15 protein-coding genes are annotated in these 14,394 nt (G+C 70.9%); 7 read left to right on the forward strand and 8 right to left on the reverse strand.

What is annotated here, in order from left to right; translation table 11 throughout:
- Positions 1-48: 48 nt before the first annotated feature.
- Positions 49-756, reverse strand: a complete 708-nt coding sequence (locus tag ABZ717_RS15570; protein WP_358510214.1) for a GntR family transcriptional regulator — start codon at positions 754-756, stop codon at positions 49-51.
- 188 nt (positions 757-944) lie between these two features.
- On the opposite strand from ABZ717_RS15570, the gene ABZ717_RS15575 reads away from it, so the two are divergent.
- Genes ABZ717_RS15575 through ABZ717_RS15595 form a run of 5 tightly spaced genes read left to right on the forward strand, consistent with a single transcriptional unit; the run spans position 945 to position 5,300 of the window.
- Positions 945-2,201 (forward strand): NRAMP family divalent metal transporter, encoded by a 1,257-nt coding sequence (locus ABZ717_RS15575; protein ID WP_358510217.1) that lies wholly within the window; start codon positions 945-947, stop codon positions 2,199-2,201.
- A gap of 42 nt (positions 2,202-2,243) precedes the next feature.
- On the forward strand, positions 2,244-3,005 hold the full coding sequence (locus ABZ717_RS15580) for a 5-oxoprolinase subunit PxpA (RefSeq protein WP_358510220.1): 762 nt from the start codon (positions 2,244-2,246) through the stop codon (positions 3,003-3,005).
- A 26-nt stretch (positions 3,006-3,031) separates the two neighbouring features.
- Positions 3,032-3,643 (forward strand): allophanate hydrolase subunit 1, encoded by a 612-nt coding sequence (locus tag ABZ717_RS15585; RefSeq protein WP_358510223.1) that lies wholly within the window; start codon positions 3,032-3,034, stop codon positions 3,641-3,643.
- Entirely contained in the window at positions 3,640-4,500 is an 861-nt protein-coding gene (locus tag ABZ717_RS15590) for a biotin-dependent carboxyltransferase family protein (RefSeq protein ID WP_358510226.1), read from the forward strand. The genes ABZ717_RS15585 and ABZ717_RS15590 overlap by 4 nt, the downstream gene beginning before the upstream one ends.
- Positions 4,501-4,505: 5 nt before the next feature.
- A complete protein-coding gene (locus tag ABZ717_RS15595; protein ID WP_358510229.1) occupies positions 4,506-5,300 on the forward strand; it encodes a putative hydro-lyase in 795 nt (264 codons plus the stop codon).
- A 254-nt stretch (positions 5,301-5,554) separates the two neighbouring features.
- Here ABZ717_RS15595 and ABZ717_RS15600 read toward each other — a convergent pair whose 3' ends face one another.
- The 3 genes from ABZ717_RS15600 to ABZ717_RS15610 all read right to left on the reverse strand — a co-directional run bounded on the left by ABZ717_RS15600 (position 5,555) and on the right by ABZ717_RS15610 (position 8,805).
- The gene (locus ABZ717_RS15600) at positions 5,555-6,904 is read right to left on the reverse strand and encodes a VWA domain-containing protein (RefSeq protein WP_358510232.1); all 1,350 of its coding nucleotides are present in this window, start codon (positions 6,902-6,904) and stop codon (positions 5,555-5,557) included.
- A 126-nt stretch (positions 6,905-7,030) separates the two neighbouring features.
- Positions 7,031-7,711 carry an ABC transporter ATP-binding protein gene (locus tag ABZ717_RS15605; RefSeq protein WP_358510234.1) on the reverse strand — a complete coding sequence of 227 codons (681 nt, stop codon included), beginning with the start codon at positions 7,709-7,711 and terminating at the stop codon, positions 7,031-7,033.
- Positions 7,708-8,805 carry an ABC transporter permease gene (locus ABZ717_RS15610; RefSeq protein ID WP_358510237.1) on the reverse strand — a complete coding sequence of 366 codons (1,098 nt, stop codon included), beginning with the start codon at positions 8,803-8,805 and terminating at the stop codon, positions 7,708-7,710. The genes ABZ717_RS15605 and ABZ717_RS15610 overlap by 4 nt, the downstream gene beginning before the upstream one ends.
- Before the next feature lie 162 nt (positions 8,806-8,967).
- On the opposite strand from ABZ717_RS15610, the gene ABZ717_RS15615 reads away from it, so the two are divergent.
- Together ABZ717_RS15615 and ABZ717_RS15620 are read left to right on the forward strand one after the other, a co-directional pair.
- Positions 8,968-10,239, forward strand: a complete 1,272-nt coding sequence (locus tag ABZ717_RS15615; protein WP_358510240.1) for a sensor histidine kinase — start codon at positions 8,968-8,970, stop codon at positions 10,237-10,239.
- Positions 10,236-10,889, forward strand: coding sequence for a response regulator transcription factor (locus tag ABZ717_RS15620; protein WP_358510243.1), 654 nt, complete (start codon positions 10,236-10,238; stop codon positions 10,887-10,889). Before ABZ717_RS15615 ends, ABZ717_RS15620 begins: the two co-directional genes overlap by 4 nt.
- Here the strand turns inward: ABZ717_RS15620 and ABZ717_RS15625 are convergent.
- The 4 genes from ABZ717_RS15625 to ABZ717_RS15640 all read right to left on the reverse strand — a co-directional run bounded on the left by ABZ717_RS15625 (position 10,873) and on the right by ABZ717_RS15640 (position 13,948).
- Complete coding sequence (locus tag ABZ717_RS15625) at positions 10,873-11,520, reverse strand: hypothetical protein (RefSeq protein ID WP_358510246.1); 648 nt, start codon at positions 11,518-11,520, stop codon at positions 10,873-10,875. The genes ABZ717_RS15620 and ABZ717_RS15625 overlap by 17 nt on opposite strands.
- A 128-nt stretch (positions 11,521-11,648) precedes the next feature.
- Positions 11,649-12,443: an MFS transporter gene (locus ABZ717_RS15630; protein WP_358510247.1), complete on the reverse strand. Its 795-nt coding sequence runs from the start codon at positions 12,441-12,443 to the stop codon at positions 11,649-11,651.
- A gap of 7 nt (positions 12,444-12,450) precedes the next feature.
- A complete protein-coding gene (locus ABZ717_RS15635; protein ID WP_358510250.1) occupies positions 12,451-12,891 on the reverse strand; it encodes a hypothetical protein in 441 nt (146 codons plus the stop codon).
- Positions 12,892-12,979: 88 nt separating this feature from the next.
- Entirely contained in the window at positions 12,980-13,948 is a 969-nt protein-coding gene (locus ABZ717_RS15640) for a bile acid:sodium symporter (RefSeq protein WP_358510253.1), read from the reverse strand.
- Between the last annotated feature and the right edge of the window lie 446 nt (positions 13,949-14,394).

Here is a 14,394-nt window from a genome sequence, read left to right on the forward strand (position 1 = left end):
CGGCCCATTCTGACACTTCGGAACCCGCTGGGAGGGGAGTCGGCCGGCTCAGTCCCGGGCGGCCCGTTCCATCTCGGTGAAGGCCGTGGTCAGCTGTTCCTCCGAGGTGGCCAGGTACTCCGACAGTTCCTCGGCGGCGGCCTCCGTGTCCCCGGCCGTCAACGCCAGGTGGATCCGCCGGTTCCAGGGCAGGTAGGGGTCGTGGAACTCACGGGGCGCGGCCATCACGTGGAAGACCAGCCGCGTCTCGGCCAGGACCTGGCGCATGAACTCGTCGACCCGGGCGCTCTGGGCCAGTGCCCCCAGCGCCTCGTGGAAGTGCATGTTGGCGCTGCCCATACGCCACCAGTCGGACTCGGCGCGTGCCTGCTCGCCCGCTTCGACGGCCGCGCCGACCGACCTGATCAGGGGTTCCGGTGCGTGCGCGGCCCCGCGCACGGCGGGCAGTTCCAGGGCACGACGGGCGTTGAACAGGTCCCGCACGTCCTCGCCGGTGGGGTGGGCCACGAACACGCCCCGATGCATGCGGTGCACCAGCAGACGCTCCCGGCTCAGCAATCGGAACGCCTCGCGCAACGTGTTCCGGGAGACCTGGTACTTGCGACTGAGCTTCTCCTCGGACAGGCGTACGCCGGGTGCCAGCTCACCGTCGATGACGAAGGCGCGGAGCATGTCGGCGACGCGTTCGGCCTGGCTGGTGGCGCGCACCATCGCGGGTGTGGGCAGCCGGTCGATGTGGTCGTCGGTCGCCGTCACAGGTTGCCCCCCGCTGTTCGTCCACGCCCGGTGGGGCGCGGTGGTGCCACCAATGTTACGTAGCGGAGTCGAGGAGTTTTTACCGGAGCGCCCCTTATCAGCGGGTCGACGATTGCAGTATTGTTCAACAATCCAACGATGAGGTTGGCCACATCCCAGCTCCTTCAGCCACACTCGGAGAGTCACCCATGAGCGACCAGCCCTCGACGCCACCACCCGTTCCGGTGCGTCCCCGCTTCGGTCGCGTGGCGCTGAGCAGCAGCCTGCTCGGTGCCATGTTCCTGATGGCCACCAGCGCCATCGGCCCCGGCTTCATCACCCAGACGACCACCTTCACCGCGCAGCTCGGCGCCGCCTTCGCCTTCGCGATCCTGATTTCGATCCTCGTGGACATCGCCGTCCAGCTGAACGTCTGGCGGGTCATCGGCGTCTCGAACATGCGGGCACAGGACCTGGCCAACAAGGTCCTGCCGGGCGCCGGTTACCTGCTCGCCGTCCTCATCGTCTTCGGCGGTCTGGTCTTCAACGTCGGGAACATCGCCGGCACCGGGCTCGGCCTCGACGCCATGATCGGACTCGACCCCCGCATCGGCGCGGTCGTCTCCGCCGCCATCGGTGTCGTCATCCTGGCCAGCAACAAGCTCGGTCTGGCCCTGGACCGCGTCCTGGTGGTCCTCGGTGTGCTGATGATCGGCCTCACCCTGTACGTGGCCCTCATCTCCGGCCCGCCGGTCGGCGAGGCCCTGCGCCAGTCCGTCATGCCCGAGGCCGCCAGCGGCGACCTCTTCCTCGCCACCATCACCATCATCGGCGGCACCGTCGGCGGCTACATCACCTACGCGGGCGCGCACCGCCTCATCGAGCGGGGCAAGGGCGGCCGGGAGAACATCGCCGCCATCACCCAGACCTCCGTCACCGGCATCATCGTCACCGGAATCATGCGCGTCGTCCTGTTCCTCGCGATCCTGGGCGTCGTCGCCGGCGGGGCCGACATCATGCAGGCCGCCAACCCCTCCGCGGAGGCCTTCTACCAGGCGGCCGGCGAAGTGGGCATGCGCCTGTTCGGCATGATCATGTGGGCGGCCGCGGTCAGCTCCGTCATCGGTGCCTCCTACACCTCCATCTCCTTCGTCACGACGTTCTCGCCGTGGCTGGAGCGTCACAAGGGCAAGCTGGTCACCGCCTTCATCGGTGTCTCGCTGGTGATCTTCCTGGTCTCCGGCCAGGCCCCGAACACGCTGCTGGTCCTCGCCGGCGCCCTCAACGGCGTCATCCTGCCGGTCGGCCTCGGCCTGCTGCTGTGGGTGGCCTGGCGCCGCTCGGCGACCCTGCTCGACGGCTACCGCTACCCGCGTTGGCTGCTGATCGTCGGCGTGCTCGCCTGGGCCCTCACCGTCTACATGGCGGTGAACTCCCTGGGCGGCATCGCCGCGCTCTGGCAGTAGGACCACCCCGAACCGAGCAACAGGAACCGAAGGAGTACCGCTTTGCGCATCGACCTCAACTCCGACCTCGGCGAGAGCTTCGGTCGCTGGGAACTCGGTGACGACAAGACCCTGCTGTCCATCGTCACCAGCGCCAACGTGGCCTGTGGTTTCCACGCCGGCGACCCCTCCACCCTGCGCCGCACCACCGCCGAGGCGGCGGCCCGCGGAGTGGCCATCGGCGGCCACGTCGCCTACCGCGACCTCGCCGGATTCGGCCGCCGCTTCATGGAGGTTCCACCCGCCGAACTCACCGACGAGGTGCTCTACCAGCTCGGCGCCCTGTCGGTCTTCGCCCGCCTGGGCGGGCAGAGCCTGCGGTACGTCAAGCCGCACGGTGCCCTGTACAACGCGATCGTCCACCACGAGGAACAGGCCGCCGCCGTCGTCGAGGCCGTCCACGCCTTCGACCCCGAGCTGCCGGTGCTGGGCCTGCCCGGCTCCCGCTTCCTGGAGAAGGCGGAGAAGGCGGGCCTGCCCACCTACCGGGAGGCCTTCGCCGACCGCGCCTACACCCCCGAGGGCACCCTCGTCTCGCGCCGCGAGGCCGGTTCCGTGCTGCACGACCCCGACGCCATCGCCGCTCGCTGCCTGCGCATGGCCCGAGGAGAACCCATCACCGCCATCGACGGCACCGAGATCCTGGTCGAGGCCGACTCCCTGTGCGTGCACGGCGACAGCCCCGGCGCCGTGGACATCGCCCGAGCCGTCGCCGAACGACTGCGCGCGGAGGGGATCACCGTGGCCCCCTTCACCGCCGCCTGACCCGAACCACCACTTTGGAGCAGTCCTTGCGCGTCCTGAACTGCGCGGACACCGGGGTCCTGGTCGAGGTCGCCGACCTCGCCCAGGTCATCGCCCTGGGCGCCGCCCTGGAGTCGGCCCCGCTACCGGGCGTCACCGACGTCGTCCCCGCCGCACGCACGGTCCTGCTGCGGTTGTCGCCCGGCACCGATCCCGGCAGGGTCGCCGCCGCCGTCACCGAGATCCCCCTGGCCGTGGACATCGGCCGGGGGACGGGGGAGACCGTCACCATCCCGGTGCACTACGACGGGGAGGACCTCGACGACATCGCCGAACTCATCGGGTTGAGCCCGCGCGAGGTCGTGCGCGCGCACACCGCGGCCACCTGGACCGTCGCCTTCTGCGGGTTCGCACCCGGATTCGGCTACATGGTCGGCGACGACCCGCGATTCCGGGTGCCTCGGCGCGGCGAGGCGCGCACGCGGGTGCCCAAGGGATCGGTGGCGCTGGCCGGGGAGTTCACCGGCCTGTACCCGCGTAGCTCCCCCGGCGGCTGGCAGCTCCTGGGCCACACCGACGCCGTCACCTGGGACCTGGAGCGCGACCCGCCGGGGCTGCTGCGCCCGGGAGTGCGCGTGCGCTTCGAGGAGGCCGCGTGAGCTCCCTGGAGATCCTGGCCACCGGGCCCATGAGCACCGTGCAGGACACCGGGCGCTTCGGCCACGCCGCCCTCGGGGTGGGCCGCTCGGGCGCCGCCGACGCGTGTTCCCACGCCCTGGCCAACCGCATCCTCGCGAACCCGCCGGAGGCCGCCACCCTGGAGGTCACCCTCGGTGGGCTGCGGGTGCGCGCCCGCGGCCCGGTCACCGTCGCGGTGACCGGTGCCGCGACCCCGGTGCGGGTCGACGGCCGGGGCGCCGCCGTCAACGAGGTCCTACACCTGCCCGACGGGGCCGAACTCTCCCTCGGCGTCCCCGCCCGTGGCCTGCGTTCCTACCTGGCCGTGCGCGGGGGCATCGACGTGACGCCCGTGCTGGGTTCGCGCAGCACCGACGTGCTCGCCGGCCTCGGCCCGGCCCTGCCCGAGCCGGGCGACCTGTTGCCCGTCGGACCGGCTCCCCTGGCCCGGCCGCTCTTGGACCACGTGCCCACCGCCCCGGTCGGCGCCGACGAGGTGCGTCTGCGGGTGCGACTCGGCCCGCGCGAGGACTGGTTCACCGAACGGGCCCACCGGACGTTGTTCGACGACCTCTTCGAGGTGACCTCACGCAGTGACCGGGTAGGCGCTCGCCTGGCGGGTCCGACCTTGGAACGCTCCCGCGAGGGCGAGCTGCCCAGTGAGGGCATGGTGCCCGGCTCCCTGCAAGTGCCGACCCAGGGAGAACCCGTCCTGTTTCTGGCCGATCACCCCGTCACCGGCGGCTACCCGGTCATCGCGGTGGTGTGCGCGGCGGACCTGCCCGTCGCCGCCCAGGCCCGACCCGGTACCCGCATCCGCTTCGTCCAATGGAGGTAGAACCCATGAGCCCCGAGACCGCCTCCCCGGCGGACCTGTCGCCCGCCCGGGCCCGGGAGCTGTTCCGCACCGGGACACGTGTGCCCACCTCCGGCTACAGCCACGGCTACGCCCAGGCCAACCTGCTGTGCCTGCCGCGTGACCTGGCCTTCGACTTCCTGCTGTTCGCCCAGCGCAACCCCAAGTCCTGTCCGGTCCTGGACGTCACCGAACCCGGCGACGTGTCCGCCTCGGTGTTCGACGGCGACCTGCGCACCGACCTGCCCGCCTACCGCGTGTACCGCGACGGGAAGTACGTCGAGGAACGCGCCGAGGTCACCGACCTGTGGCGCGAGGACCTGGTGTCCTTCCTCATCGGGTGCAGCTTCACGTTCGAGACCCCGCTGCTGGAGGCCGGTGTACCGGTCCGGCACATCGAGGCGGGCACCAACGTCGCCATGTACGAGACCGACCGGCCGTGCCGCCCCGCCGGCCGGTTCTCCGGACCGCTCGTGGTCTCCATGCGCCCGATCCCCGCCCACCAGGTCGCCGACGCGGTGCGGATCACCTCCCGCTACCCGGCCGTGCACGGCGCCCCCGTGCACGTGGGCGACCCGTCGGCCCTGGGCATCGCGGACCTGTCCAGGCCGGACTACGGCGACCCGGTGGAGGTCCGCGAGGGCGAGATCCCCGTCTTCTGGGCCTGTGGGGTCACCCCGCAGGCCGCGGTGATGGCCTCGGCCCCGGAGTTCGCCATCGGCCACGCCCCGGGCCACATGGCCATCACCGACGTCCGCGACTCCACCTACCAGGTCCCCTGACCGATCGGTGACCTCAGGGGCACACGAAGTTGTCGTTGAGCCAGGCCGGCAGCAGGATCAACAGCACGAGTATCACGACGTTGGCGAGTCGGTCGGGCACTGTGCCTCCTTATGGGCCGGGGCCGACAAGGGACCGTTCTACCGGTCCCCGTCCGGCCCCGGAGGGCTTTGGCCGGCACCGGCCAACCGGGTGAATCCACCACGGTGACGGCCTTGGCCTGGCACAATGCCCGCCCCTTCCAGGCTCGCTCGGCTCAGCGTTCCTCGCCGGTGGGGGAGTCCGGGAACGACTCCCCGGACCGGTCACGCCCACCGAACAGTCGCGATCCACGCCCACGCGTCCCACCGGCGCCGCTCGCGTAGAAGGTCTTCGCCGCCCTGCGCGCGTCGTCGTCCTCCGCCTGCCGCGCCATCGCCTCCATCGCCCGCGCCTGGCCGGCCATCTCCTCGCCGATTCCTCCGGGTCCGGCGAACGGCTGCGCCATCCGCGCCCGCCGGATCCGCGCACCGCTCTCCCGGAGGTACCGGGCGGCCTCTTCCCGCGAGCCCCGGCGCATGGCCTCCGAAGCGCGACGCTTGGCCGACCGCGCCTCCTGGAACAGCTCCTCGGCGCGCACCCGTTCGTCCGCCTCGCGTCGGTCCACCCGCCAAGCGGTCCGCACCCGCACCTCCAAGGTCTCGGTGTGCGACGCCAAGGTCACCGGATCGACGTGCGTGAGTTCCACCCTCGCCAACACCACGTCCTCACCGGCCCCCCGCTTCTCGGCCTCCGCGAGCACCGCGGTGGACACCCGCAGCAACGATCGGCGGCTCTCCCCGGAGAAGAGGTCGCCCAGCTCCACCATGAGCGTGCCGTCGTCCAACCGGTCCGCGGGGGTCTCACCCACCATCGACACCCGCTCCACGAACTCGCCGCCCCGGACCGTCATCGACGTCGCCTGCGCGGTCTTGGCCAGCAGGTACTCCGTCTCCTGCGCGATGAGCCCGCCGGCCGTGTCGGGGTCCTCCGCGAACAGCGCGCTGCCCGCGCCGCCCTCGGAGATCGCCCCCAGCAACTCCTCGTCGTACCCGAGTCCGTAACCCAGGGTGGTGACGGTGATCCCGTGTAGGTAGGCGTCACGCGCCACCTCCCGCAACAGATCGTGGTCGGTGGTCCCCTGGTTGGCGTGCCCGTCGGAGATCAGCAGCAGGGTGGCGCCCCGGTCCTCGCTCGCCCGTCGCGCCTCCTGGACCCCGCGGAGCAGCCCGCTCGACAGGTCCGTGCCACCGTGTGCCCGCACCTGGGACAGCCGTTGGCGCAGGGAGTCCTTGTCGAGGAGCGGCCCGGCCGGCACCTCCACCTTCACCCGGGTGTTGAAGGACACCAGCCCGAAGCGGTCGGTGGGATCCAACCGGTCCACGAGCCCGTGCAGGGCCTCGACCACCCCCTCGATGCGACGGTCCTTGGTCATCGACCCGCTCCGGTCCACCACCACCTCCAAGGTGGCCGGCGGGCGGGCTCGGCCGGGCGCGCGTTCGGGCGCCTCGACCTCCAAGAGGACGAGCACCGAGTCGGAGGTGTTGAGGGCGACGACGTCGAATTCCGGCCGAGCTGACATCTTCATGGACCGCTCCAGGGTTTTCGGCTGGGAACCAAGCCTAGGGAGACGGGCCGTGCGGCGCGGTGCGCTCCGATGTCCGGAAGCGGCCACGGACGGTCACCACCGGCCCCACGGCCCATCGAGGGCCGCTCAGGTCCGATCCAGCACCGACAGCCGGCCGTCGCGCATCTCCAACACTCGTCCGGCCGCGCCCAGGTATTCGGTGTCGTGCGTGACCAGCAGGGTCGCCACCTCGAACTCTCGGGTCGCCTCCGCCACCAGGTCGATGATGGCCGCACCCCGCTCGTGGTCCAGTGCCGCCGTGGGCTCGTCCACCAACAGCGCGCTCGGCCGTCCCGACAACGCCCGGGCGATGTTCACCCGCTGACGCTCACCACCGGACAGCTGGTGCGGCCGGCGCCGCTCCTTACCGGCCAGACCCACCGCGGCGAGGGTCTCCATCGCCCGAGCCCGCGCGCGGTGCGGTGACCGGGCCCGCATGTGTTCGGTGACCAGCAGCTGCTCCACCACGGTCAGTGACGAGATCAGGTTCGGCTGCTGGAAGACGATGCCGACCCGCTCCAACCGCAGTGCGGTCAGCTCACGGGGGCGTAGCCCCAGCGTCTCCACACCGCCCACGACCACCCGGCCCGAATCCGGGCGGATCAGGGTGGCGGCCACCGCCAACAGGCTCGACTTGCCCGAGCCCGACGGGCCGACCACGGCGGTCAGCTCACCGGGGGCCACGTCGACCGACACCCGGTCCAGGGCGGTCACCACCCCGTCGCCGTCGGGGTAGGTCAGGGTCACATTGTTCAGTTCCAGGCTCATCGGACGCCTCCCAAGGCGGTCAACGGGTCGACGGAGGTGATGCGGCGAACCGCCAAGACCGCGCCGAGCATGCCCAGCACGACCATGGCGATCACCGGCCCGACCGTGGTGGTCACGGTCAGGGAGAACGGCAGCACCGAACCGGCCAGGGCGCCCAGGCCCACGCCCACGGCGCCACCGACGGCGGTGCCCGCGGTCAGCACGATCAACGCCTGGGCCAGGGCGTCGCGCAGCAGGTACCGGGTCGATCCGCCGAGCGCCTTGAGGATCGCGATGTCCCCGCCGCGCTGGATCGTCCACACGGTCAGGAACGCTCCGATCACCATCGCGGAGATCGCGTACAGGAACGCCTGCATGGTGACCAGCGAACTGTTCTCCGAGGAGAACGAGCCGATCGCGCGAAGACTGTCCGACAGGCCGGCGGTGACGGTGCCGGCCTCCGCGTCCGCCTGCTCGACCGCAGCGGCCAGGGACACGTCGGTGGCCACCACGTTGGCCACCGGGGCGTCATCGCCCTCGGCGTGCCGCACCCGCGGGTCGATCTCCCGCCAGGTGTCGATGTCGGTCCACACCGCGGGGGTGTGGCTGTAGGACTCGGTGGGCGCGGTCGCGGTCACCGTCAGCTCGGACCCGCCCACGGTGACGGTGTCGCCCTCGGCGACCCCGAAGTCCTCGGCGACCTCCTCGCTCACCACCAGGCCGCCGGAGCCGGTCAGGCCCTCGGGCGCCAGTCGGCCGTCGGCGGGCACACCGAACAGCGCGGCGGCGGTGCCGTTGCCGTCGTCGAACTCGACCCGGCTCTGGGTGATGCCCAGCGGCTCCGCCCACTCCACCCCCTCGGTGGCGGCCCAGGTGTCGAGCTGGGCCCGGGTGACGGTGCTGTCGGCGTAGGACTCCTCCGGGTCGCCGTCACCGGAGGTGCCGAAGGAGACGTGGGTGGCGGGCAGGTTCTTGATCGCGGAGGTGGACTGGTCGGCCAGCCCGGCGGTCAGCCCCGACAACAGGACGATCAACAGGGTGATCAGCGCGACGACGGAGCCCATCAGCGCGAACCGCCCCTTGGCGAAGCGGATGTCACGAAGGGCGACGAACACGGCGGCCCTCCTTTCCGGGAGATTTCGATGTGCTTCCAGCCTCGTCGCGCGCAAGATCATCGACATCGGATGAAGGGAGCGTCCTCGGGGGCGGTGAGGTGGAGCGAGAACTCCATCGAATGGTTGATGCCGCCGCACAGGCGCACGTCGTACGCTGCGGTGATGCGTTACAGCGGAGGGTGGGCGGCCGAACCGCCCGGGGTGACGACGGTGCTGCGGGCGCTGCGTCTGCTCCTGCACGCCTGCTTCCTGTTCCTGCTGGGGGTGGCCACGTCCCGCTACCTGATCGGTGCGCTCGGGCAGGGCTCCCCGGCCACGGAACCCGCCCATCCGGAGTGGACCCGGTGGGCGGTGGTGTGCGGAGCGGTCCTGCTGGGCGTGGTCTACTGCTCCGGCGCGCTGGTCGCCCGGCACGACGTCCACCGCACCCGATCACTGGCGTGGCTGGCCGCCGTCACCGTGTTGTGGGCCCTCCTGGCCTGGGCCGACCCCGACTTCGTGTGGCTGGCCTTCCCCCTGTACTTCCTGCACCTGAACCTGCTGCGCGGTGCGCACTCGGTGATCGCCGTCGTGGTCATCACCGCGACCGTGGTCCTCGGGCAGGCCCTGCACACCGGCGACCTCACGGCGGGGATGGTGCTGGGACCGGTGCTCGGGGCGGTGTTCGCGGTCGCGATCGCCGTCGGGTACATGGCCCTGCACCGCGAGAGCGAACGGCGCCGGGAACTCATCGAGACACTCACCCGCACCCGCGACGAACTCGCCGAGTCCCAACGGCGTACCGGCGTGTTGGACGAGCGCGAACGCCTGGCCCGGGAGATCCACGACACCCTCGCCCAAGGCCTGTCCAGCATCGTCCTGTTGTTGCGCTCCGCGGAGAACGCCCTGCCCGAGGACCCCGACCTGGCCGCCACCCGTATCGCGGAGGCCAGAGAGAGCGCGTCCACCAACCTCGCCGAGGCGCGCGGGTTCGTGCGCGACCTCGCACCGCCATCCCTCACCGGAGCCGACCTCCCCGAAGCCCTGAGCAGGCTCTGCGCCAAGGTCGCCCGCACCGACGGAATCGACTGCCGGCTGCGTACGGACGGCACCCCCACCGAACTACCCTCGGGCTACGAGGTGGCGTTGCTGCGCGCGGCCCAGGCCAGCCTCGCCAACGTCTCCGCGCACGCCCGCGCCACCACCGCCGTGGTCACCCTCGGCTATCTGGGGGAGGAGGTCACCCTGGACGTGTACGACGACGGGGTGGGTTTCGTACCCGAGGAGGCCCGGACCCGAGCCGACGGCAGCGGATACGGGATCACCGCGCTGCGCGAACGCGTGGCCGCCCTGGGAGGTGGGCTGCACGTGGAGTCCGCGCCCGGCGAGGGCACCGCCATCGCCGTCCGACTACCCCTGACCCGGAAGACGACTTCGTTGGAGGAGGGCCGGTGAGCACCGAGGAGGGCGCGGCGCGCCTGCGCATCCTGCTGGTGGACGACCACCCCGTCGTACGCCACGGACTCAAGGCGATGTTCGCCGAACGCGCGGACATGGACGTGGTCGCCGAAGCCGCCGATGGGAGGGCGGCCCTGGACACCCTCCGATCCGGGACGGGTGTGGACGTCGTGCTGATGGACCTGCGCATGGGGGCCGGGATGGACGGGGTCACCGCCATCCGGGCCATCACGGCCTTGACCGACCCACCGCCCGTGCTGGTGCTGACCACCTACGACACCGACGCGGACATCCTCGCCGCGGTGGAGGCCGGCGCCACCGGTTACATGCTCAAGGACGCTCCGCCGGACCAGCTGTGCGAGGCGGTGCACACCGCCGCGCGCGGACAGACCGCGCTGGCCCCCGACGTCGCCGACCGTCTCATGGACCGGCTGCGTTCGCCGGTACCGACCCTGAGCGGCCGCGAACTGGAGATCCTCGGGTTGTTGGCCATGGGCCTGTCCAACCGGGCGATCTCCAAACGGCTGTTCATCAGCGAGGCGACGGTCAAGACCCACCTGGTGCACGTGTTCGAGAAGTTGGGCGTGGACAACCGGACCGCGGCCATCACCACCGCGCTGCGCAGAGGCCTCATCCGCGTGGACTGAGCCCCTCCTTCGCCTTGGTGGCCTTGTCCGGGCGCAGACCCAGTCGGTTCAGCTCCAGTGCGGCCAATCGGTCCACCGTCGCCGACTCGTCCTCTCGCCAGGCGCGGGCCGGGTCCTCGTGCACCTCCATGAGCCTGGTGGGGGAGACCGTGGACAGCGCGCGCAGCGCCAACAACCGGGTGCGCGCCTCGGCGGACATCGCGCTCATCCGCCTGGTCGCGGTGGCGCGGTGGATCCAGCGGACACGCGCCGGCAACCAGGTCGCCGCCAGCAGGAACAGCGGAATGACCGCGACCAGCATCGGCAGGGTGAACGCCAGCGAGGCCACCGACTCCTGGAAGGAGTCTCCGGCCGCGGTCAGGGACTCGCCGGTCTCGCCGAGGTTGGTGAACGGCGTGGCCAGGGCGTCCCCGGCCAGCGGCACCTGCCCGACGTTCTCGGCGGCGGTGTTCATGTGCTCGGTGAACCCCTGGCCCGTGTCGGCCATCAGTTCGCCGGGTCGGTTCAGCGACAGGATCAGGTCGCGTAGGGACAGCGCTGCGGAGATCCACACGAACACCCAGGTCAATGCGGCCAAGTCGGAGACAAGTTGCACACAGGCGCGGACGGGGGTGTCGGCGTACGGCTTCACGGGGGCTCCCGGGGGGTCAGGGGCGGCTGGTCGTGGCCCACTCTCCCGTTACCCGTTTCGCCCCCACCACACGCGAAACCACGCTGTGGAGTCGGCGCACATCCCCGATATGTCGGGGCCGGCCGCCGTCAGGGGGATTCCCGTCGTGCGCGCGAGGGGAGCAGGAACACGAGGCCGAAAGTGAGCGCCGACGCCACTCCCATGGCGATGACTGCCGTGCCGAACGACCCGGCGATGAACAGCGTGCCGAGCACCGCGACCCCGATGGCGGACCCGAGCCGCTGCACGGCGTTGAGCACCCCCGAAGCCGAACCCACCTCGTGGTCGTCGACGCAGGCCAGGATGAAATCGAACAGCGGAGCGATCATCGCCCCCATGCCGAGTCCGACGATGAGCACGCCGGGCACGAGACGCCAGACGCTGTCCGCCGGTTCCGGAAACAGCGTGAACAGGGTGATGAGGCCGATGCCGGTCACGACCAGGCCGAGGTCGATCAGCAGGCCCGCGAGGATCGGCCCGCACACCGCGGACACACCCATGACCGGCCCGAACATCGCCAGGGCCTTGACCAGTTCCTTCGGCGGGAACATCTCCTTGATCATGCCGAAGCCCTGCGGAAGCATCACGGCCCCGAAGAGGCCCTGCAGGACCCGGCTCGCGATCAACGCCCCCTCCGAGGGCGCCGCCGCGCACAGCAGGGAGGTGAGGACGAACCCGAGCACGCCGACCAAGAACATCCGCTTGCGGCCGAAGACGTCGCCCAACCGGCCCCCGATGATCAGTCCGACGGCCATCGCGAGCGAATAGCCGGCCACGATCGACGTGTCGAGCAGGTCCATCGCCTCGGCACCGAGGATGACGGCGAGGGCGGCCCAACGTTTCTTGTACGGCTCGGTGCGTGCCTGGACCGCGACGGACATCATGTGTCTCCTAGACCAGGTGCAGGGGCTGGTCGTGGTACCCCCGAGGGGCGATGACCTCGTCCAACCAGTCGAAGACGCGGGTGTGGGCCGGTCGCTGCGCGCCGGCCCGGCAGTGGGCACCGGCGCCTTCCTCAGCGGTGAACCGAAGCAGGGTCTTCTCACAGGTCAGGTGCTCATACAGCAGCTCGGGCCGACCCTGGAAGAAATCGTCCTCGGTGCCGGCGCACACCAGGGTGGGGCAGGCGATCCGCTCGGCGACGCCGTCGCGCAGGTGGTAGTCCAGGTAAGCGGCGGCGAACGCGCGCGGCGTGGACGCCCCCAGGACGTACATCCCCTGCTGGACGGCCCAGCGCGCCGTCGGGTCGTCCGCCATGGCGCGCTCGAAGGCGGCGTCCATCTCGGGATCGTCGTCGGCGCGCAGCCGACGTTCGGTTACCGGACCCAACACGTGCGGTTCGTTCCAGACGGCTTCGTACTCGCCGGATCGGTGCCTGCCCGTGTGGGAGTTCAGGGGAGCCAATCGGGAACGGATCCGGTCAGGCCTGAGCGGTGGTCTCCCGGTCGCGGACGCGCACGATCTGGCTGAGCACCGCCAGCACCGGCAGTTCCACCAACGGGCCGACCACCAGGGCCACCGCGATCAACGGGCGGTCGGGGAACGCCGCCACCGCGATCGCCAGGGCCACCGGGGAGTTGCGCGCCACGGTCGTCATGGTGAGCGTGACCTTCTGGTCGGCGGGCAACCGGAGCAGCCGACTCACTCCGACCGCCACCAACGGCATGACCAGGAAGAACGCCGCCAACGGAAGGAGAAGGACCGCAAGGTCGCCCAAGTGCGCCATGACCGTGCGGGCCTGCCCGGCGAACATGGCGAACACCGCCACGTACAGCAGCGGAAGCACCGAGGCCGAGGCCCCCGACACCAGCCTTTCCTCCCGCCATTCGGCACCCCGCCAACGTAGGGCCGACCACCGGGCCACCACCGCCAGCACCAAGGGCACCACCAGGACCAGAAGCACCGCCTCCACCAGTGTGCCGGAGTCGACCATCGCCGCCTCCCCGCCCAACAACAGGATGTAGACGGGCAGCAGCAGCAGTTGGAGCACCAGGTTCACCGGTAGTACGGCGGCCGCGACCCCCATGTGTCCCCGAGCCAAGCCGGTGAACACCAGGTACCAGTCCGTGCACGGGGTGACCAGGAGAAGGAGGAGCCCGATCCGCAGGTCGGGAGAGTCGCCCAACAGGCCTGTCCCGAGAGCCCACGCGAACAGCGGGGTGAACACGAAGTTCAGTACCAGACCGGTGATCACGACCGTGCGCGCGCCGCGAACCTGACGGACCTGGGCGGCGTCCACCTGGACGAACACCGCGACCAACATGAGCATCAGCGCCGGCAGGACGAGGTACCCGGCCACTTCACCGATCGGCCACAACAGACCGACGCCCAGTCCCAGCGCGGCGGCGAGCGCCACGAACACGCTTTGGAACTTCTCTGACGTGGACACGGTCTGGTCGCCTGCGGCTTTCCGAACAGTGGAGCGAGTGGACTGCCCACCCAGGCTAGCCGACCTCCACAGCCGCGCCTCGGTGGATGTCTCGCGTCAGACCCTGGAACCCGGCTGAGCGGATACCCATCGAAGCAGGCGAGCGCTGTTGCTCGGGCACGATGGCTTCCCGCCGTCGCTCGGGCACGGTGGCTTCCCGCCGTTCCGAGGGTGGGGGAGTTTGCCTGGCCTGGGGGTCTCGGGTGTCGGGTCTTGGAGTTGTTGGGCGTTGTTCGGGTGGTTGGTGGGGCGCCTGGGGTCGGGAGCCCTCCGGTTTACGGGCGTCGCTCAGGTGGGTGCTGGGGCGCCTCAGGTTTCTGGCTCTGGGGGTTGTTGGGCGTTGCTCGGGTGGGTTCTCCCTCCTTCCCCGCCGCGTGATTGTTGCCGCCCGCACCGCACGCGTCAAG

This window comes from Nocardiopsis sp. NPDC006832, from assembly GCF_040635885.1.
Lineage (GTDB): Bacteria > Actinomycetota > Actinomycetes > Streptosporangiales > Streptosporangiaceae > Nocardiopsis.

Excerpts from the sequence above, each read along its gene's own strand:
- ABZ717_RS15575 (WP_358510217.1), top strand. The coding sequence starts at position 945 with ATGAGCGACCAGCCCTCGACGCCACCACCCGTTCCGGTGCGTCCCCGC.
- ABZ717_RS15595 (WP_358510229.1), top strand. The coding sequence starts at position 4,506 with ATGAGCCCCGAGACCGCCTCCCCGGCGGACCTGTCGCCCGCCCGGGCC.
- ABZ717_RS15600 (WP_358510232.1), bottom strand. The coding sequence starts at position 6,904 with ATGAAGATGTCAGCTCGGCCGGAATTCGACGTCGTCGCCCTCAACACC.
- ABZ717_RS15605 (WP_358510234.1), bottom strand. The coding sequence starts at position 7,711 with ATGAGCCTGGAACTGAACAATGTGACCCTGACCTACCCCGACGGCGAC.
- ABZ717_RS15615 (WP_358510240.1), top strand. The coding sequence starts at position 8,968 with ATGCGTTACAGCGGAGGGTGGGCGGCCGAACCGCCCGGGGTGACGACG.
- ABZ717_RS15630 (WP_358510247.1), bottom strand. The coding sequence starts at position 12,443 with ATGATGTCCGTCGCGGTCCAGGCACGCACCGAGCCGTACAAGAAACGT.